The sequence below is a fragment of the Corallococcus exiguus genome, assembly GCF_009909105.1.
Lineage (GTDB): Bacteria > Myxococcota > Myxococcia > Myxococcales > Myxococcaceae > Corallococcus > Corallococcus exiguus.
The window spans coordinates 312,088-329,315 of record NZ_JAAAPK010000007.1 but is presented as its reverse complement, the minus strand read 5'-3'; the positions used below and the strand labels follow the sequence as shown (position 1 = coordinate 329,315).

At 71.1% G+C, this 17,228-nt stretch carries 14 protein-coding genes; 5 read left to right on the top strand and 9 right to left on the bottom strand.

Annotation, left to right across the window (positions count from 1 at the left end):
• Positions 1-7: 7 nt before the first annotated feature.
• The 6 genes from GTZ93_RS25745 to GTZ93_RS25720 form a co-directional block, all read right to left on the bottom strand.
• On the bottom strand, positions 8-271 hold the full coding sequence (locus GTZ93_RS25745) for a phosphopantetheine-binding protein (RefSeq protein ID WP_014398640.1): 264 nt from the start codon (positions 269-271) through the stop codon (positions 8-10).
• On the bottom strand, positions 258-1,037 hold the full coding sequence (locus tag GTZ93_RS25740; RefSeq protein ID WP_139918504.1) for a lysophospholipid acyltransferase family protein: 780 nt from the start codon (positions 1,035-1,037) through the stop codon (positions 258-260). The genes GTZ93_RS25745 and GTZ93_RS25740 overlap by 14 nt, the downstream gene beginning before the upstream one ends.
• Positions 1,030-1,770, bottom strand: coding sequence for a beta-ketoacyl synthase chain length factor (locus GTZ93_RS25735; protein ID WP_167548382.1), 741 nt, complete (start codon positions 1,768-1,770; stop codon positions 1,030-1,032). The genes GTZ93_RS25740 and GTZ93_RS25735 overlap by 8 nt, the downstream gene beginning before the upstream one ends.
• A gap of 346 nt (positions 1,771-2,116) precedes the next feature.
• Positions 2,117-2,776 carry a malonate decarboxylase holo-[acyl-carrier-protein] synthase gene (gene mdcG / locus GTZ93_RS25730; protein ID WP_161663052.1) on the bottom strand — a complete coding sequence of 220 codons (660 nt, stop codon included), beginning with the start codon at positions 2,774-2,776 and terminating at the stop codon, positions 2,117-2,119.
• 247 nt (positions 2,777-3,023) lie between these two features.
• Positions 3,024-4,562: a hypothetical protein gene (locus tag GTZ93_RS25725; protein ID WP_167548410.1), complete on the bottom strand. Its 1,539-nt coding sequence runs from the start codon at positions 4,560-4,562 to the stop codon at positions 3,024-3,026.
• Positions 4,563-4,647: 85 nt separating this feature from the next.
• Positions 4,648-7,131 (bottom strand): ribonuclease H-like domain-containing protein, encoded by a 2,484-nt coding sequence (locus GTZ93_RS25720; protein WP_139918498.1) that lies wholly within the window; start codon positions 7,129-7,131, stop codon positions 4,648-4,650.
• Between the two features lie 191 nt (positions 7,132-7,322).
• On the opposite strand from GTZ93_RS25720, the gene GTZ93_RS25715 reads away from it, so the two are divergent.
• Positions 7,323-7,958, top strand: a complete 636-nt coding sequence (locus tag GTZ93_RS25715) for a helix-turn-helix transcriptional regulator (protein ID WP_120599904.1) — start codon at positions 7,323-7,325, stop codon at positions 7,956-7,958.
• A gap of 51 nt (positions 7,959-8,009) precedes the next feature.
• On the opposite strand, the gene GTZ93_RS25710 is transcribed toward GTZ93_RS25715, so the two are convergent.
• Positions 8,010-8,534: a phage tail protein gene (locus tag GTZ93_RS25710; RefSeq protein ID WP_161663051.1), complete on the bottom strand. Its 525-nt coding sequence runs from the start codon at positions 8,532-8,534 to the stop codon at positions 8,010-8,012.
• 184 nt (positions 8,535-8,718) lie between these two features.
• Here GTZ93_RS25710 and GTZ93_RS25705 point away from each other — a divergent pair, with 184 nt between their 5' ends.
• Positions 8,719-10,593 (top strand): collagen-like domain-containing protein, encoded by a 1,875-nt coding sequence (locus tag GTZ93_RS25705; RefSeq protein WP_161663050.1) that lies wholly within the window; start codon positions 8,719-8,721, stop codon positions 10,591-10,593.
• A gap of 42 nt (positions 10,594-10,635) precedes the next feature.
• On the opposite strand, the gene GTZ93_RS25700 is transcribed toward GTZ93_RS25705, so the two are convergent.
• Positions 10,636-11,142, bottom strand: coding sequence for a GNAT family N-acetyltransferase (locus GTZ93_RS25700; protein WP_257979048.1), 507 nt, complete (start codon positions 11,140-11,142; stop codon positions 10,636-10,638).
• 110 nt (positions 11,143-11,252) lie between these two features.
• On the opposite strand from GTZ93_RS25700, the gene GTZ93_RS25695 reads away from it, so the two are divergent.
• Positions 11,253-12,797, top strand: coding sequence for a flavin-containing monooxygenase (locus tag GTZ93_RS25695; RefSeq protein ID WP_167548381.1), 1,545 nt, complete (start codon positions 11,253-11,255; stop codon positions 12,795-12,797).
• Positions 12,798-12,812: 15 nt separating this feature from the next.
• Here the strand turns inward: GTZ93_RS25695 and GTZ93_RS25685 are convergent, their stop codons facing one another.
• On the bottom strand, positions 12,813-14,924 hold the full coding sequence (locus GTZ93_RS25685; RefSeq protein ID WP_180946020.1) for a DUF6321 domain-containing protein: 2,112 nt from the start codon (positions 14,922-14,924) through the stop codon (positions 12,813-12,815).
• On the opposite strand from GTZ93_RS25685, the gene GTZ93_RS25680 reads away from it, so the two are divergent.
• The gene (locus GTZ93_RS25680) at positions 14,923-16,989 is read left to right on the top strand and encodes a carbon starvation CstA family protein (RefSeq protein ID WP_139916269.1); all 2,067 of its coding nucleotides are present in this window, start codon (positions 14,923-14,925) and stop codon (positions 16,987-16,989) included. The two genes, GTZ93_RS25685 and GTZ93_RS25680, sit on opposite strands and share 2 nt — an antisense overlap.
• Entirely contained in the window at positions 16,986-17,192 is a 207-nt protein-coding gene (locus GTZ93_RS25675; protein ID WP_120577622.1) for a YbdD/YjiX family protein, read from the top strand. Before GTZ93_RS25680 ends, GTZ93_RS25675 begins: the two co-directional genes overlap by 4 nt.
• Positions 17,193-17,228: the final 36 nt, after the last annotated feature.

The following is a 17,228-nucleotide window of genomic DNA, read 5'->3' as shown; positions in this document are numbered from 1 at the left end:
GGGCTGCTTAGGAACGGGTGCGGTGGGTGCTGACGAAGTCCGCGAGCGCCCGAACACTGGCGAAGTGACGGCGATTCTCCTTGGAGTCGCTCGCCAGCACGACGCCATAGGACTTCTGCAACGCGAGGCCGAGCTCCAGGGCGTCAATGGAGTCCAGCCCCAGCCCTTCGACGAACAGCGGCGCCGCCGGATCGATGTCGTCCGGCTTCAGGTCCTCGAGGTTCAGCGTGTCGATGACCAGCCGCTTTATTTCCTGCTCAAGCTCCAACATGTTCCTGGCTCCCCCTGGAGAAATGGTCGTGCAGCCGGGTGGTGAGCTGGCGCGCGGCCTTCGCCGCCTCGCCCGCTTCCGCGTCCTGGGCGGACACGTGGATGTCGTCCTCCACGCGGATGACGTAGTGCATGGGCTTTTCCGGCACCTTCCACCAGGGCATGCCCTTGGTGAGGCCCCGAGGCTCGCAGCGGATGATGACCGGCGTGATGTCGCACGGGCCGCGCACCGCGATGTTGGCGGCGCCTCGCTGCAGCTGCATGTTCCCGTCGAGCGGTGTGCGCGAGCCCTCCGGGAAGATGATGAGGTTGTTGCCGGCCTTCACGGACTCGATGCAGTCCTGGACGAGCCCGGGCCCGGAGTCGTTGCTCAGGTAGCGCGTCGCCCGGATGGGGCCGCGTGTGAACGGGTTGTTCGCCAGGCTCGCCTTCACCACGCAGTCCGCGTTGGGGACCAGCGAGATGAGGAACACCACGTCGATGAGCGACGGGTGGTTGGCCAGGATGAGCAGCCCGGAGCGCGCCAGCTTCTCCACGCCTTGCAGCTCGTAGCGCAGCACGCCCAGCGCGCGCATGTAGCCGATGAAGAAGCGGAACGTGTAGTGCACCGCGAGCCGCGCCAGCCGCTGCTGCCGCTTCGGTTCGCGCACGAAGAGCGCGAGCAGCGGGAAGTAGAGGAGCCGCAGCGCCAGCCCCCCCAGGCCGAAGGTGGCGAAGGACAACCCGGTGGCGAAGATGCGCCACGGCCGGTCGAGCTTCTCAAGCATGGCGCGCCCACCGCCAACACCGGCCGTCCGTCGCGTGCTCCCACCGCGAGGCTCCGGAAACGAGGAAGCGCAGGGCGCGCAGGTCCGCCGGGAGCTCCGCCGCATCCAACGGCGCGACGGGCGCGTTCGGGGCGCTGGCCGCGCAGTCCAGGTGGATGGCGTCCGCGCCCGTGCTGGCGGAGAGGAGGCAGGCCCATGCGTGGGGAAACGCCACGTCCCGGGAGAAGTGTTCCCACGGCGTGGGCACGGGCTCTTCGTAGACGACGACCATCACCCGGGGGACGCCGTCCGACAGCAGGCCGCACGCCTCCGTGAAGGCGGCCTCCACCGTCTCTTCTCCCGCGGCGATGGCGGCGTAGGCGGACGTGTCCCCCCGAGCGATGGAGTAGAGCGCGCCGATGGCGTTGTGCACCGACAGGCTGAAGGAGGTGGGCGACAGCGGCTCCGAGCGCGCCAGCTGCGTGAGCAGCTCCACCGAGCGGCCCAGGTCGCCATAACGCGATGCGAAGATGACGGGCGCGTCCGGCGCGTCCACGTGCGCGTCATACGCAGCCTGCAACGCGATGCGGCCCAGCCGGTCCACCCGGCGGCGCATCATCGCGGGCATCGCCGCGAGCGCGGGCGTGCCTTCCGCGGGGAGCGGATGCGGGGTCGCGAGCCACGTTTCCCAGGAAGCAGGATGGACGAGCCCGGGGGCCCAGGCGGCCCAGCGCTGTACGGAGAATCCCACCATCGTGACGGAGAGGCCCCAATCGCCCCCAAAGACAACCTTTACCAAACCATTCACAGGGTGACAATTGGGCGGCCGACCCGAGCGGGCCAGACGCCGGGAGCCCGCCCTGTCGCCTGCCCTGTGTCCGTTACAACCCCAGGGTCTTGTTGATGAAAGACGCAACGCGGCCTCGGCCTTCACGTTCTTCCGGGTTTGTCCAGGGAGGTGACGCGCCCGTGTGTCGCGCGGAGCGTGAAGCGCCCCGCGAGTCATTCGAAATGGGCGGTGGAAACGGGTTGTGACGGCGGCTTGCGTGACGTGGCGGCGGGCGCGCCTATTCACGCGGCGCGTGCTTCCTTCGCGTGTTTCAGGACTCGGAGGGGAAGAGGGCGCGCAGCTCGCGGAGCGTGCGGGGGCTGGCGCCGCGGGGGCCGGTGACCCAGATGCGCTCGGGCTCCAGCGCCAGCTCACGCCAGGACACGGCGCCGCCGTCGGGCAGCAGCACCTCGCCGTCCAGGCGCACCACCGAGTGGCGCCGGGACACCGCTTCCAGGCCGAACAGCAGCCGCTCCACGTCCGACCAGCGCGCGGGGGCGAACAGCAGGTCCACGTCCGACAGCGGCCGCACGAAGGGCACGCCCGAGCGGTGCTGCCAGGCCAGCGAACCGAACACGCCCACCGTCAAATCCAGCGCGGTGCCCAGGGCGATGACGTCATCCAGGGCAGGGCCCCAGGCCGCGGGGGCGGAGGCGCGCACCTCCTGCACCGTGGGCGGCGGCAGGTGGCGCTCCACGGCGGACAGGGCCCCGTGCAGCGACAGGTGGCGGCGGTCGGGCAGGGTGAGCCCCAGCCTCAGGTCGTCCTCCTGGTCCGGCGGCTCCTGCCGGGCGACGGCGAAGGGCCGGCCCTGATCCCTCCACGCCGTGATGTGCGCGAGGACGTCCGGGACCAGGGGCGAGCGCAGGGCCTCCGCCCAGTTGGCGCCCAGGTACACCCAGTCGTGCCGCACCGGACGTTCACCGCCCATCAGCGGGCATCTCCTGCCGCCAGGGGGAAGCCGTGCCCGCTTCCGCGACGCGGGACGGGGCTGCCCCCGGGACATGCGGAAGCGGAAGCGGTGGAACTCACTCCTCGATTCATTACCCGGATTCACGCCGCCGGTGGGAGCGATCCTGCACCGCTCGGTGCCGGTTGCTCCCGGCCGCGCGAATCTCCCCGGAAATCCGGGTGGGAGCCGAGCGCACGCCTCAGGGATTCCCCTGACGCGCGGGGAGCTAGCGGGGTTTCTGGAGAATGGGGTTTACGGCGCTCACGTGCTGGCGGCGCATGTCGATGAGGATGTCGTAGTTGCGCGGCTCCGGGGCGACGGGGCCGGCGGCGAAGCGGTAGAGGCCGCTCACGTCGCGCTCGCGGGGGAAGCGCTCCTTCACCAGGGCCTTGAGCATCTCCTTGGCCACCCACTCCGCGTCCACGGAGACGGAGCCGAACTCGTCCAGATAGTGGAAGGGCGCGGTGGAGTCCGACTGCTTCGCGGTGAGGACGAAGACGCGCGGCTTCCTGTCCGGGACGACGAGGCTCGCGCCCTGCGCCATCACCGCCAGCTCCCGGCCCTGGGGCAGGGCGAACAGCTCCAGGGACTGCTCGTGCGCGAGCAGGGCGCTGAAGGCCACGAACGCGGTGAGCAGGCCCGTGGCCATGCGCGGGCCATGCCTGGGCCAGATGGTGCCCAGGTTCACCAGCGACGCGGCGAAGAACACGGCCCACACGCCCGTGAGCGCGTTGAGCGTGCGGTAGGTGGGCCACCGCTCCCCGGCGAGGAAGCTCACCGAGTACGCCACGCCCGACAGCGTCACCAGCGCCAGCAGCCAGCGCCCCACGCCTCCGAGCCCCGAGCGGCGCCCCTCCACCGCGATGCCCACGCCCAGGAGCGTCAGCGTCAGCACCACCATGGCCCAGTAGCCGTCCATATCGCCCAGCGGCGCCTCGTTGAGCGCGGACAGCGCGAGCGCGTTGGGGAACACGTGCATGAGCGCCCAGACGGTCTTGTCCACCCAGTGCTTCTCGAAGCTGAGCCGGGGCGAGGGCGGGAAGATGCCCGCCTTGAACAGCACCTGCGTGACGGCGTACGCGAGCGCCAGGCCCGCGGCCATCACCAGCAGGTGCTTGAGCATCCATCGCGCCGTGTCCTTCAGCGACACGTCGCGGTGCACCACCAGCGCCGCCGCCAGCAGCACCGCGGAGAACAGGCCGCTCACCTGATAGATGAGCGTCGCGCTTGCCATGCTCCCCACCGCGGCCACCGCGTACGGCCACCGGACGGAGGCCTCCGCTCCCGGCGGACCGATGGCGCGGCGGGCGAAGGCGAACGCGCCCAGGCCCAGCATCAGCGCCAGGGCCTGCGGCCAGCAGATGCTCCAGTTGGCGATGACCTGCGCGGACGGCGTGACCGTGAGGAACCCCGCCAGCAGCGCGGCGGAGCCCGTCCGCCAGCCCTCCTTGCGCAGCAGCAGGAACACCGCCGCCGCGAGCACTCCCAGGCCGGCCACGCCCATCAGCCGCAGTCCCACCAGCCCGTCGATGCCGTTGGCCGCCTTCGCGGACACCTCCAGCATCCAGCCGTAGAGCGGGCGGCCCTGCGACGCGCAGAAACGGAGGATCTTCCCTGGCTCCTCGCGCGCCTCGCGCAGGATGGCGTAGTCGTCACGCAGGCCATACCGGTGGATGACCGCGCTCCAATAGATGAGCCAGGGAAGCAGGAGCAGCAGGGCCACGGTGCCGGGAACCACCAGCGCGCGCGGCGGGAGACGCTTCATCAACGAGAAGACCATCGAAGTTGACGCAACGTAGCAGAAGCCTCCCACTGACTCCCGGAGCAACCGGGACACGGCAGGGTTCCAGTCACGGTGAGAAGGGCGGGGCTCCAACCACCTGGCTGTCCTCACCGAACTCCGGGCCTCGGGGCTCTCTCACGACGGTGAGCACGGGCCGCGCGTCCGCGAGCGACGGAGTGAAGAGGGAGGGCTGGTCGGGGTCCGCGAACACGGTGGCGAAGTCCTCCGGGGCCAGGCCTCGCGCGAGCCGGGCCGCGAACGAGTCCTTGAGCTGGCGCACGTAGTACTCGACGTCGTAGTCGCGCGCGTCGTCGCCCGCGGGCTCGCCTGGAGCGGGGCGCGGGGCGATTTCGCCGTCCTCGGTGAGTGCTTCCGGGAGCAGGCCCGCGCGGCCGCCGGTGGCGCGGTAGATGCGCACGCGCTCGCCCAGGGACCAGTGCTCGCGGCCGTTCGTGAGCAGCGCTTCGTACGGCAGCTCCCTGCGCTGCTTGCGCGTGGCCAGGTACTGCGAGGGGGACTTGGTCAGCCGCACCTGCGCGGAGACCTCGAAGGTGGGCACCCGGCGCCGCCGGAGCGCCATCACCGCGTCCACGTACGTGTCGCGCACGGTGCGCACGTCGCCGGCCAGCAGGTGCTGGAGGGCCCGGCGCAGGAAGTCTTCTCCATAGGGCTCCGCGCGGCTGGAGCGGAAGGCCACGCCGCGCAGCAGCAGGGGCCCGGTGTAGGGCTGGAGCGCGTAGTTCTTCGGTTCGTGCGACAGCATGGCGGCGTAGCGCCCGTCGAACTCCAGCTTCACGCGCGGCGGCAGCAGGGCCGCGACTTCGGACACCACGCGGCGCTCGTCGGTCTCCGCCCAGGTTTCTGGCACCGCGAAGTAGACGCCGTCCGTGTCGGCCTCCAGCAGTGTCACGCCCCGTTGGGCCAGCTCGCGGCACATCAGGCCCAAGAGTTCGCGTCCGCGCCGCGTCACCTCGTTGGCGGCGTGCACGTCCGAGAAGCGGGTGAGGCCCACCGCGCCCATGTAGCCGTAGGCGGAGTTGATCAGCAGCTTCATCGCCGCGGAGATGGCTTCGTATGTGTGGCGCTCCGGAGAGCCGGGCGGGGCCTTCTTCCCCTTGGCCTTCGCGTCCAGGCGCTGATCCACCAGCCGGTCCACCAGCGCGAGCAGCGCGTTCAGCCGGTCGCGCTTCGGCCCGATGCGGTACTGGCGCATCAGCGACGGGTAGAGGCTTGCCACGTCCGCCTTCACGATGTGCCGCGCGACGCCGGTGGCGAACAGGTGCAGCGCCGCGCCGCTGTGGGACGTGCCGTCGCCGGATTCGTGCCCGGGCAGCGCCGCGCCCGAGCGCACGTAGGCGCGCACCAGCAGCGGATCCAACACGCCCGTCGCCGGTCCCGCGTCCGCCAGCCGCTCGTAGCGCCGGGGGGCCATGCGCGCGAGCGCGAACGCCGCGCCGCCCATGAGGTGCGCCAGCCCCGCGGCCTCCGTCACGTCCTCGCGCGCGTAGCGGCGCACGCGCTCCGGGTCCTTCAGGAAGACCTCGTGCACGCGCGCGCCGGGGATGAGCTCGCGGTCGGGCCCGGACAGGCCCAGGTGCCGCGCCACCGCCTTGAGTCCGTGGCCGGGCAGGTCGCGGGCGGCGAAGTCGTGGCGGCGCACGGCGTCCAGCGTGTCGATGAACTCGCGGCCGGGGACGGTGTAGCGCGCGCGGCGCATGGCGTCCGCGTCACGGCCTCCGGGCCCTCGGTTCAGCGCGGCGCCCCTCGCGGACGGGCGATGGCGCAGGCCCGGCAGCCCCGCTCGGCCCAGCGCCAGCGACACGTTCAGCCGCTTCGCGCGTTGGTCCAGGAAGGGCAGGTCGAAGCCGTGCAGGTTGTGGTTCTCCACCACGTCGGGGTCGGCCTCTCGGATGCGCGCGACCAGCCGGCGCAACAGGTCCGCCTCTCCCGCGTCTCCGTCCGCCGTCACCTCCAGCGTCTCCGCTCGGCCGTCCGGATCCCTCACCGCCACGAGGAAGATGCGGTCCCTGGAGGGGTCCAGGCCGGTGGTCTCCAGGTCGAACTGGAGCCTTCGCAGGTCGTCGAAGACCAGGTCGCGAAAATATGTGCGGCCGGTGGCCACCAGGTACTGCTCCTCCGGAGGCAGCACCAGCGCCGCGGCCGGGCCCAGGTCGCGCAGGTGACCCACGCGTTGATCCAACCGCTTCGATGCGCCCTTGAGCACCGCGGACGCCAGCGCGCGGCCGTCATCCGCGCTGACGAGGAAGCGCAGCGCGCCGGGGCCCTCCAGTTCACGGAAAGTCATCGCGCCCGGCACCGGCGGCATGCCTTCCGGGCGGAGCGCGTCCCCCAGGTGCTCCAGGTCTTGAAGCGACGCGAGCAGCACCCAGGGCCGGTACCTCGCGTCCTCGCGCAGCCTCGCGTGCGTGCCCTGCTGCCGCTTCCAGATGAAGGCTCGCCCGTCCGGCTCCGCCCAGACGGACACGATGCCCGGCGTGGGGTCCCATCCCCACAACCACTCGTCCTCCAGCGGATGGGGCGGCGGGACCATGGGCGGGGACTCAAGGGACGGAAGGCGCGGCGCGCGGGCGCTGCTCCGGGCGCTCATAGGCGCGCGAGGGCCCGCTTCGCAAGGGTGGGCGGACAGGAGCGGCATGGCGCTGTCGGAAGGGCTTCGCATCGCTGGGGCTCGGCCCCAGCTTGAGGGCACCGGCTGACAGCGGTATGTCAGGATTCATCGTCATGCAGCGCACCGAGCGACTCTTCGCCCTCGCCGAGTACCTGAGGGGCCGCCGTACCGGCGTCACCGCGGAGGTGCTGGCGGAGCGCTTCAGCGTGACGGTGCGGACCATCTACCGGGACCTGGACGCGTTGCGCGCCGCGGCGCTGCCGGTGGGCGCGGAGCGGGGCCGGGGCGGTGGCTACGCGCTGGACCGGGGCTACAGCCTGCCGCCGGTGAACTTCACCGCGCGCGAGGCGGCGCTGGTGGTGGCGCTGGGGAGATTCGCCATCGACATGCGGCTGTTGCCCTTCACGGGGACGCTGGAGTCGGCGCTGGACAAGGTGCGCTCCGCGCTGTCCACGTCCGCGCAGCGGGAGCTGCTGGCCCGGCTTCGTGAGCTGACGTTCCTGGGCGTGCCGTCCCTGCCCACTCGCAAGCCCGTGCGCGAGGCCCTGGAGCGCGCGTGGTTCGAGCGCCAGCCGCTGCGCATCACCTACGTGGACAGCAACTTCCTGGAGACGGTGCGCGAGGTGCGCGTCGAGTCCGTGGTGATGGACCGGCACGAGACCCGGCTGGACGCGGTGGACCTCGCGTCCGGAGAGCGGCGCCACTTCCGGTTGGACCGCATCACGCGGGCGGAAGTGGTGGGGCCCTGAAGCGCGAAAGAGGGGCCGTGCTGCTGGCGTGGCGCCCTCCTGCGGTGGGCTTCAGCCGCGCGAGGGGAAGACGCCTTCGATCGCGATGATGAAGTTCACGCAGAGGTACGGGTTCTCGATGGGCACCGGCTGGTTGCCGCCAGCGATGCCCACGGCCTGGTGGCCCATCACCGTGCTGGGGGTCGTGACATAAGGCGCGGGGAGGGTGCCGGGGGGGACGGCCGCGAGGTACGCGCCCTCCGGGCTCTCCGTGTTGCCTTCCTGCATGCTGGCCATCAGCGGGTGGGTGTGCGCGGGCATCTGGGAGGAGAGGAGCGTCACCTGCTGCTGGCCGGCCATCTCACCCAGCGAGTGCGGCGCGAGACCGGGGCCCTGGCCGGGCTGCATGGGGAAGCGGCCGCGCAGGTCCGGCAGCGCGAACGTCGTTATCCCGTCGCCGCCGTAGGTGGTCCCCAGGATGGCGAAGAGCGCCTGGTTCTGCGCGATGGACAGCAGCGCACCGTTGCAGGGCATCCAACCCTTCGGCGCGAAGTCGCCTCCAAACATGATGATCTGCCCAATGTACGGCGTGGACATGGTGCCCCCTGGTGTGACGGCTGGTGTGTGCCAGCGAACAGACCATGGGCAGCCCCCTGATGAAAGACCGCGGCGCGTCATCAGGCAAACCAACCCAACGTGTGCGAAGCTTCACGCTCCGTGACGGCCCTTTTTCCTACGCCGCACGTCGCCGCACCGCCTGTCGTTGGGGAGGACCTGGTCCATGTCGCTTCGAGCTTTCTTGCCCATTCGTGGGGCGTTCTCGCGTTTTGGTGTGCTGTCGCTCTGCGCGACGTTGATGGTGTCCGCCTGCACGGGAGAGACGGGCGATGGGCCGGTGGGACCGGAAGGGCCTCCGGGGCCCGCGGGAGCGACAGGTCCCCAGGGGTCGGCCGGCCCACGAGGTGAGAAGGGCGCCACGGGTGAACCCGGCCTGCTGGGCCCCGAGGGTCCGCAGGGCCTGTCGGGTGCTGCTGGCGCGCCCGGTCCCCAGGGGTCTCAGGGCGTGCAGGGCCCGGCGGGCGCGACAGGTCCCCAGGGTCCCATCGGGTTGATGGGCCCCATGGGGCCGCAGGGCGCCTCGGGGCCCACCGGTCCTGCGGGAGCGAAGGGCGACACGGGCCCCGCGGGCGCGAAGGGCGACGTGGGGGCGAAGGGCGACACGGGTGCTGTCGGTCCCGCGGGTCCGACGGGAGCGAAGGGCGACACGGGAGCGAAGGGAGATACGGGCTCGGTGGGAGCCACAGGCCCTGCTGGCGCGAAGGGTGACACGGGCGCCACGGGCGCGGCAGGTCCCACTGGAGCCACGGGTGCGACCGGCGCGGTCGGACCCGCTGGCGCGACCGGCCCCGCGGGTCCGAAGGGTGACACGGGCACCACGGGCTCGGCAGGGCCCACGGGAGCGACTGGCGCGATTGGACCCGCCGGTGCGACCGGCCCTGCTGGCGCGAAGGGCGACACGGGCGCGGCAGGGCCCACGGGAGCGACTGGCGCGATTGGACCTGCCGGTGCGACCGGCCCCGCGGGTCCGAAGGGTGACACGGGCGCGGCGGGGCCCACGGGAGCGACTGGCGCGATTGGACCTGCCGGTGCGACCGGCCCCGCGGGTCCCCAGGGTTCCACGGGCGCCTCGGGGGCGCAGGGGCCGCAGGGCCCGGCGGGCACGCAGGGGCTCTACGGCGACGGTTCGGCGGGGGCGTTCAACGTGAGCGTGGGCCAGACGGTGGACCTCTCCAGTTCGACGGGCGTGTCCCAGCTGCCGTCGGGGTTCAACCTCCAGTTCAGCAACATCAACATCGCCGGGACGTTGATCCTCCCGAGTGGCACGGTGCTGCGCTCCACTGGCGACATCACGGTGAGCGGCAAGGTGACCGTGCTGCCCGGAGCGGAGGACCTGGGCGGCGGTGAGGCCCCTCCAGGCGTCGCCCGGACGGCGGCGACCACGTACAACGGTGGCGCGGGGCTGACGTCGTTCCAGGGCGCCCAGGTGCGCCGGGTGCAGTCGGCGTCAGGCGGAGCCGGTGCGCGAATCTACGCGGGGCCCAATGCCGATGGTGGCGCGGGGGGCGGCGCGCTGATGCTGGCGGCTCGCGGCAACATCCGCATCCCCGTGGGTGGGTCCATCGACGCGTTCGGTGAGGACGGTGTGAACCCGGGGACCAGCGGCGTGTCCATCGTGGGCACGGGCGGCGGCGGTGGCGGCATCGTCGTGGTCGCGGCCAAGGGAAGCATCACGCTGGGGGGGACCATCAAGGCGATGGGCGGCAAGGGCGCGAATGGCTTCAACGGCAACGGCGGCACGGGTGAAGGCGGTGGTGGCGGCGGCGGAGGTGGCATCGTCCACTTCATCTCCTCGACGACCCCCAGCGTGACGGGCTCCGTGGCGGTGGCGGGAGGCGCGGCGGGGACCAATGCGGATCCTTCGGGAGGCCCGACCACCATCGTTCCGGGCGGCGGAGGGGGCGGCAGCGGCGGGAGTGGTGGCAACGGGGGCGGAACCGTCCCGGGCACGACGTCGAACGTCAACGCCACCGTGGGCATGGGCGGCTACTTCCTCCAGACCATCGCCCCGGAACCCGAGACGCTGCTGGGGCTGTAGGCGCGGGGCCTCACGGGACCGGCGTGCTCACCTGCCGCCGGTTCATGCGTCGCCCTCTAGAGCCCGCCACTGGAGCTCCAGGTACGGCGACGCCGGGTCGCTTCCCGGCACGAGCGTGAAGCCGTGCCGGGTGTAGAGCCGCAGCGCCGGATTGTCGCGCGTGACGTGCAACCGCACCGGCACGCGCGCCCGCGCTGACTCCGCTTGAATCGCGTTCAGCAGGTGCGTGCCCAGGCCTTGTCCCCGCCGCGTGGGAAGCAGGGTCACGTCCAGGAGCAGCAGCTCCGCGGAGGTGCGCACCAGCCACTGGCGGCCCACGGGCACTCCCTCCACTTCGATGATGGCGTGGCCCTCCGGGGAATAGGTCGCCGCGTAGTGGCGGGCCTGTGCCTGGTGCTGCATGCGCAGGAACAGTTCCGCTTGCGCGGGCGGCCAGCCCCACGCGGACAGCTCCTGCTCGCGCGTGCTCGCGTAGAGCGTGAAGAGGAACGGTTCGTCCGCTGACGTGACCGTGCGCAGGCGGGGCGCGAAGGGCGGAGGTGTCGTCACGGCGGGGCATCCTACGCCTCGCGAACCTATCCGACAGTCGGACAGGCTTGGGGACGCGCGTGGGCAGGCCCCTCGACCCGGGGGGCCGAGCCGGGTGGAATGTGCACAGCATGAAGGTCGGGGGCTTCGCGCCCCTTCGCATCCAGGAGGTCCATCCGGTGGCTCCCCGTCTTCCGCAGCACGTGCGCGTCGCCATCGTGGGCGCGGGCTTCGCAGGGTTGGGCATGGCCATCCGTTTGAGGCAGGAAGGCAACGACGACTTCGTCGTCCTGGAGCGCGCGGATGACGTGGGGGGCGTCTGGCGTGACAACGTCTACCCCGGCTGCGCGTGCGACGTGCAATCGCTGCTGTATTCGTTCTCCTTCGCGCCGAACCCCGGCTGGTCGCGCGCCTACTCACCGGGCTGGGAGATCCAGGAGTACCTGCGCGACTGTGTGCGGCACTTCCAGCTCGCGCCCTTCCTACGCTTGGGGCACGCGGTCCTCCGCGCGAAGTGGGACGTGACGGCTCGGCGCTGGGTGCTGGAGACATCTCACGGCACCCTCACCGCGGACGCTCTCGTGGCGGCGGTGGGCACGTTGAGCGAGCCCGTGATTCCACCCCTGCCCGGGTTGGAGCGCTTCCGGGGCAAGGTGATGCACTCGGCGCGGTGGGATGCGGGCTACGCGCTGGCTGGGCGTCAGGTGGGGGTGGTGGGCACGGGCGCGTCGGCGGTGCAGATCGTGCCGGCCATCCAGCCGGAGGTGGGCCGGCTCGTCCTCTTCCAGCGCACGCCCGCATGGGTCTTGCCCCGGGGCGACAAACCCAACAGCGCCCTGCGAAAGGCCCTGTACCGGTGGGTGCCGGGCGCGCGGTGGCTCCTTCGTGGGGCGCTGCGCATCCTGCGCGAAAGCCTGGCCCTGGGCTTCCAGCACCCGTGGATCCTCCGGCTCGCGCAGCCCTGGGTGCTCCGGCACATGCTGAAGACGGTGAAGGATCCTTCGCTGCGCGACCGGCTCACGCCCCGGTACACGATGGGGTGCAAGCGCATCCTCGTCTCAGACGACTATCTGCCGGCCCTCACGCGCCCGAACGTGGAGGTCGTCACCGCGTCCATCTGCGAGGTGCGCGAGGACGCGGTCGTCACCGGCGATGGCGCCGTCCATCCGGTGGACACGCTCATCTTCGGCACCGGGTTCCAGGCGACGGACATGCCCATGGGGCACCACATCCACGGCCGTGACGGCCGGACGCTCGCGCAGGTGTGGGCGGGCAGCCCCCGGGCCTTCCTGGGCACCACCGTGAGCGGCTTCCCCAACCTCTTCCTGCTTCAGGGGCCCCACACCACCCTGGGCCACACCTCCGTGCTGTTGATGATGGAGGCCCAGGTGGAGCACGTGCTGGGCGCGCTGCGCTACCTGGAGGCCCGGGGCGCCGCCGCCGTGGAGCCGGATCCAGGAGCCCAGGACGCCTTCGTGCGCGACCTGGAGGCGCGACTGTCCAGCACGGTGTGGAACCAGGGGGGATGCCGGAGCTGGTACATGGATGCCTCGGGGCGAAACTCCGCCCTCTGGCCCGGCTCCACCACAGCCTTCCGCCACCGGGTGGAGCACTTCGAACCGTCGGACTACGTCACGCTTCCTCGGGCAGGTGTCCCTCGCGCGCTCCGGCGGTGAGGCGATGGCGCGGCTTCAGGAAAGCTTCGCGCGCTTCCGGGTCGCGGTCTTCCTCGCGGTGGGGGACGCGCGCTTCTTCGCCGTCGCCCTGCGGGCCGCGACGGCGGTCCGCGTCTTCTTGGCGCCGGAGCGTTTTGCGGCGGGCTTCGCGCGCTCCTGCGTCGCGTGGTAGCGCTCCAGCAGCTTCGTGCCCTTGGTGGCGAGCCGCTTCGCTCCCGCGTTGTCCTTCGGCACGGGTTCGCCCCATGCGCGAGCGGACAGGGCAAGGCGCGTGGGCTTGCCCTTGGCATCCACCATGGGCCCGCGCGGATGCGCGAAGTGGCGGCGCAGGAAGCTGCCCTTTCTGCGCATCTTCTCCGGCGTGTCCGCCTCGCCCTTCACACCGGGCTTGAGGTTCGCGCCTTCCTTCTCGTGGAACCACTCGCGGCCCGCCGCGGTGAGGCCGCCCTTCGGATCCTTCAGGCGCCGCGTGCGCGTGACGCTCTTGCGAGTGGGGGACCGGGTCGGCATCGGACGTGCTCCTCTTCGAACGGAGGTGAAGGCTTCCGCATGAGAGGTAGGTCGCCCCGGCCCCGATGGCACGACGTGACAGGCTGCCTGCTTCCTAGGGCGTGGTCTTCGCCTCCGGGGCACCAGCGAATCCGCCAGCGCACGGAGGGCGCGCGCATGCGAGTGCCAGAGGTCCTTGCCGTCGCTGAAGACCTCCAACGGCCGCTGCGGCGGTAGGCCCCGTGCCTCGAAGTTCTGACTCTCCACGTTGGTGTAGAACTCATTCGACAGGGAGACCGTCCACCCGTTGGGCAGCGGCTTGATGAGCATGTCGGAGAACGCGCCCCGCGTCGGAGTCCCTACCAGGGTGATATGGGGCAAGGCGCGCAGGGACAGCGCGAGGACCTCACCCGCGCTGACGGTGACGTCGCTCGTCACCACGTAGACCGGGCCCTCGAAGGACGGAAGGGGCCAGCGGCTCACGACGAACGCCTGGAGGGGCGCGCCCTTCGCTCCCTTTGCCTCCTTGTAGTACGCGAGCCGGGGTCTCCCGCCCGCGAAGCGGACCGCGATGTCATGGGCGACGCCATCGTAGCCACCCCGGTTGTTGCTCACGTCCAGGATGAGCGCCTCCGCTCCCTCGAAGGCCGTCATCGCTTCGTCCAGGACCGGTTGTAGCGTGGCGCGCTCCTCTGCCAGCGTGGGCGTCCTGCCCTCTACCTGGTCGATGAATCCGCCCAGGGTGAGCACGTTGAGGTAGGCGACGCGGGGGGCCGCGAAGCCCCAGAAGACGCGTTGGTTCGCTGCGACGTGCCCCTCTCCTCGCAGCACGGTCTGGAGGATGCCGTCGCGATAGGCGCGCATCCATTCCCGCTGCACCTCTTTCGGCGGACGACCCAGGGCCGAGGCCGCTTGTTCCAGCATGGCGAAGGTGCCCGTGGCGGCCGGCTCGTACTGGAGCGTCTCCACGGAGGACTCGTCCGCCAGCAGTTCCACATGCGGGTCGTTGAGCGAACGGAGTGCATCCGCGAAGAGGGTGAACAGCGCGCGGCCGTCCATGTCCGGGGTCACCCGCGAGCGCTGGGCATCCAGCCGCGCGAGCCAGTCCGGTCCGCGCTCGGGGAAATAGGCGTAGTGCTCCGCGAAGGTCGCCCGGAAGACGTCGAACACATCCAGGGCGCTCCACGCGCGGACCGCGTCGCAGCCGGCGGGAAGGGCAGGCACCCTGTCGAACCAGTAGTCCGACCGGTTCTTCTCCGCGGCGACGACCAGGGTCTTCCCGTCATGCTTCGGATATCGGAACGGAAACAGTGCCTCCACTTCCGCCGGTGTCGCTGGATCCGGATAGCACCCCGCCGCCGTCTCGTGGTGCAGGCGCAGGCCCTCCGGCGTCACCGTGAGCAGCCATCCGTACCCGCGCGAGCGCCATACTCCGTACCCGTCCGCGGCGCTGGCCTTCGACACGGCCTGCGGCGTGGCGCACGCGGCGAGCAGGCCCGTGAGGACGAGGAGAACGGCTACGCGCCGACTTCCTCCACCACCCGACACCCCACCGCGAGCGGAACGGGTGGACGCGGGGCGTGCGCTATAAACCGCGCGCGGGGTAGGGGTGGCCTGCCCGCTGATGGGAGACATCATGGGTGGAGTCGCTCGGAAGTTGGGATGGGTGGCCCTGGCGCTGGTCGGGGCCTTCTGTCTGGGCGTGGTGGCGCTGCACCGGGGAGAGTCCATCAGTGCCATCTGGCTGGTGGTCGCCTCGGTCGCGGTCTTCATGCTGGGATATCGCTTCTACGGCCGTTTCATTGCCGAAAAAGCGCTCCAGGTGGACCCCTCGCGCGCCACCCCCGCCGAGCGCCGCAACGACGGCCTGGACTACGTGCCCACGGACCGGTGGGTCGTGTTCGGCCACCACTTCGCGGCCATCGCGGGCGCGGGTCCGCTGGTGGGCCCGGTGCTCGCGGCGCAGATGGGCTACCTGCCCGGCACGCTGTGGATCCTGGCGGGCGTGGTGGTGGCCGGCGCGGTGCAGGACTTCGTGACGCTGTTCCTGTCCGTGCGCCGCGACGGCAAGTCGCTGGGCGACATGGTGCGCATGGAGTTGGGGCCCGCGGCCGGCGTGACGGCCATGGTGGGCGTGCTGATGATCATGATGATCATCCTCGCGGTGCTGGCGCTGGTCGTGGTGAAGGCGCTGACGCACAGCCCGTGGGGCACCTTCACCGTGGCGATGACCATCCCCATCGCGGTGGCCATGGGCCTGTACCTGCGCTACGTGCGGCCCGGCAAGGTGCTGGAGGTGTCCATCGTCGGCTTCGTGCTGCTGATGCTCAGCATCTGGCTGGGTGGCCAGGTCTCCGAGTCCGCGACCTGGGGCCCCTGGTTCACCTTCGACAGCCGCACGCTGGCGTGGCTGCTCATCGGCTACGGGTTCTGCGCGGCGGTGCTGCCGGTGTGGCTGTTGCTCGCGCCGCGCGACTACCTGTCCACCTTCCTCAAGATTGGCACCGTGCTGCTGCTGGCGGTGGGCATCGTGCTGGCGGCGCCGCACCTGAAGATGCCGGCGGTGACGCGGTTCGTGGACGGCTCCGGCCCGGTGTTCTCCGGCAGTCTGTTCCCGTTCCTCTTCATCACCATCGCGTGCGGCGCGGTGTCCGGGTGGCACTCGCTCATCGCGTCCGGCACCACGCCGAAGATGCTCGCCACAGAGGGCGACGCGAAGCTCGTGGGTTACGGCGCCATGTTGATGGAGGCCTTCGTGGCCATCATGGCGCTCATCGCCGCGTCGGTGCTGGAGCCGGGCGTCTACTTCGCCATGAACTCGCCGGCGGCGCTCATCGGCACCGAAGCGGCGCAGGCGGCGGCGACGCTCAGCCAGTGGGGCTTCGTCGTCACCCCGGAGGTGCTGGAGCAGACGGCGCGCGACATCGGTGAGACAACCATCCTCTCCCGCGCGGGCGGCGCGCCCACGCTGGCGGTGGGCATGGCGCAGATCCTCCACGGGCTGGTGTCCGGGAAGGGGATGATGGCCTTCTGGTACCACTACGCCATCCTCTTCGAGGCCCTCTTCATCCTCACCACCGTGGACGCCGGCACGCGCGTGGGGCGCTTCATGATTCAGGAGCTGGCGGGCCTGGTGTACGCGCCGCTCAAGCGCACCGAGTCCTGGGGCGCGAACCTGCTGGCCACCGCGCTGTGCGTGGCCGCCTGGGGCTACTTCCTCTACCAGGGCGTGGTGGATCCGCTGGGCGGCATCAACACGCTGTGGCCGCTGTTCGGCATCGCCAACCAGATGCTCGCCGCGGTGGCGCTCACGCTGGGCTGCGTGGCGCTGGTGAAGATGAAGCGCGAGCGCTACGTCTGGGTGCCCGGCATCCCCGCCGCGTGGCTGGTGCTGTGCACGCTCACCGCCGGCTTCCAGAAGGTGTTCGGCGGTGACGTGCGTGTGAGCTTCGTGGCCCACGCGCGGGCCTTCTCCCTGGCGGTGGCCGAAGGGCGTCTCATCGCCCCGGCGAAGTCCGTGGAGGAGATGGAAGCCATCATCCACAATGACTACCTGGATGCCGGCCTCACCGTGTTCTTCATGGGGGTGGTGGTGGCGACCATCCTCTTCGGCGTGCGTGCCGCGCTCCGGGCCCGAAGCTCGCCGGTGCCCACGTCGCACGAGACGCCCTACGTGGCCGCCGCCGTCCCGGTGAAGCCGTGAGGCGCGCACTCACGCAGGCGCTCCAGCGCGGCTGGCGGCAGGCCGTGCGCACCGCGCGGTCGATGATTGGCGTGCCGGATTACGACACCTACGTCGCCCACATGCGCCGTCACCATCCGGACAAAGCGGTGATGACCTACGCGGAGTTTTTCAACGACCGCCTCCAGGCCCGCTACCGCGGAGGTGGCGGCCGGTGCTGCTGAGAGGATGAGTCGTTGAGTCTTCCGGATAAAACTGCT

What these genes read in the sequence shown, in the direction of transcription:
- mdcG (WP_161663052.1), bottom strand. Translation starts at nt 2,776, where the DNA reads ATGGGCGGTGAACGTCCGGTGCGGCACGACTGGGTGTACCTGGGCGCC.
- GTZ93_RS25720 (WP_139918498.1), bottom strand. Translation starts at nt 7,131, where the DNA reads ATGGTCCCGCCGCCCCATCCGCTGGAGGACGAGTGGTTGTGGGGATGG.
- GTZ93_RS25715 (WP_120599904.1), top strand. Translation starts at nt 7,323, where the DNA reads ATGCAGCGCACCGAGCGACTCTTCGCCCTCGCCGAGTACCTGAGGGGC.
- GTZ93_RS25740 (WP_139918504.1), bottom strand. Translation starts at nt 1,037, where the DNA reads ATGCTTGAGAAGCTCGACCGGCCGTGGCGCATCTTCGCCACCGGGTTG.
- GTZ93_RS25680 (WP_139916269.1), top strand. Translation starts at nt 14,923, where the DNA reads ATGGGTGGAGTCGCTCGGAAGTTGGGATGGGTGGCCCTGGCGCTGGTC.
- GTZ93_RS25745 (WP_014398640.1), bottom strand. Translation starts at nt 271, where the DNA reads ATGTTGGAGCTTGAGCAGGAAATAAAGCGGCTGGTCATCGACACGCTG.
- GTZ93_RS25695 (WP_167548381.1), top strand. Translation starts at nt 11,253, where the DNA reads ATGAAGGTCGGGGGCTTCGCGCCCCTTCGCATCCAGGAGGTCCATCCG.
- GTZ93_RS25685 (WP_180946020.1), bottom strand. Translation starts at nt 14,924, where the DNA reads ATGATGTCTCCCATCAGCGGGCAGGCCACCCCTACCCCGCGCGCGGTT.
- GTZ93_RS25705 (WP_161663050.1), top strand. Translation starts at nt 8,719, where the DNA reads ATGTCGCTTCGAGCTTTCTTGCCCATTCGTGGGGCGTTCTCGCGTTTT.
- GTZ93_RS25710 (WP_161663051.1), bottom strand. Translation starts at nt 8,534, where the DNA reads ATGTCCACGCCGTACATTGGGCAGATCATCATGTTTGGAGGCGACTTC.
- GTZ93_RS25725 (WP_167548410.1), bottom strand. Translation starts at nt 4,562, where the DNA reads ATGAAGCGTCTCCCGCCGCGCGCGCTGGTGGTTCCCGGCACCGTGGCC.
- GTZ93_RS25735 (WP_167548382.1), bottom strand. Translation starts at nt 1,770, where the DNA reads ATGGTGGGATTCTCCGTACAGCGCTGGGCCGCCTGGGCCCCCGGGCTC.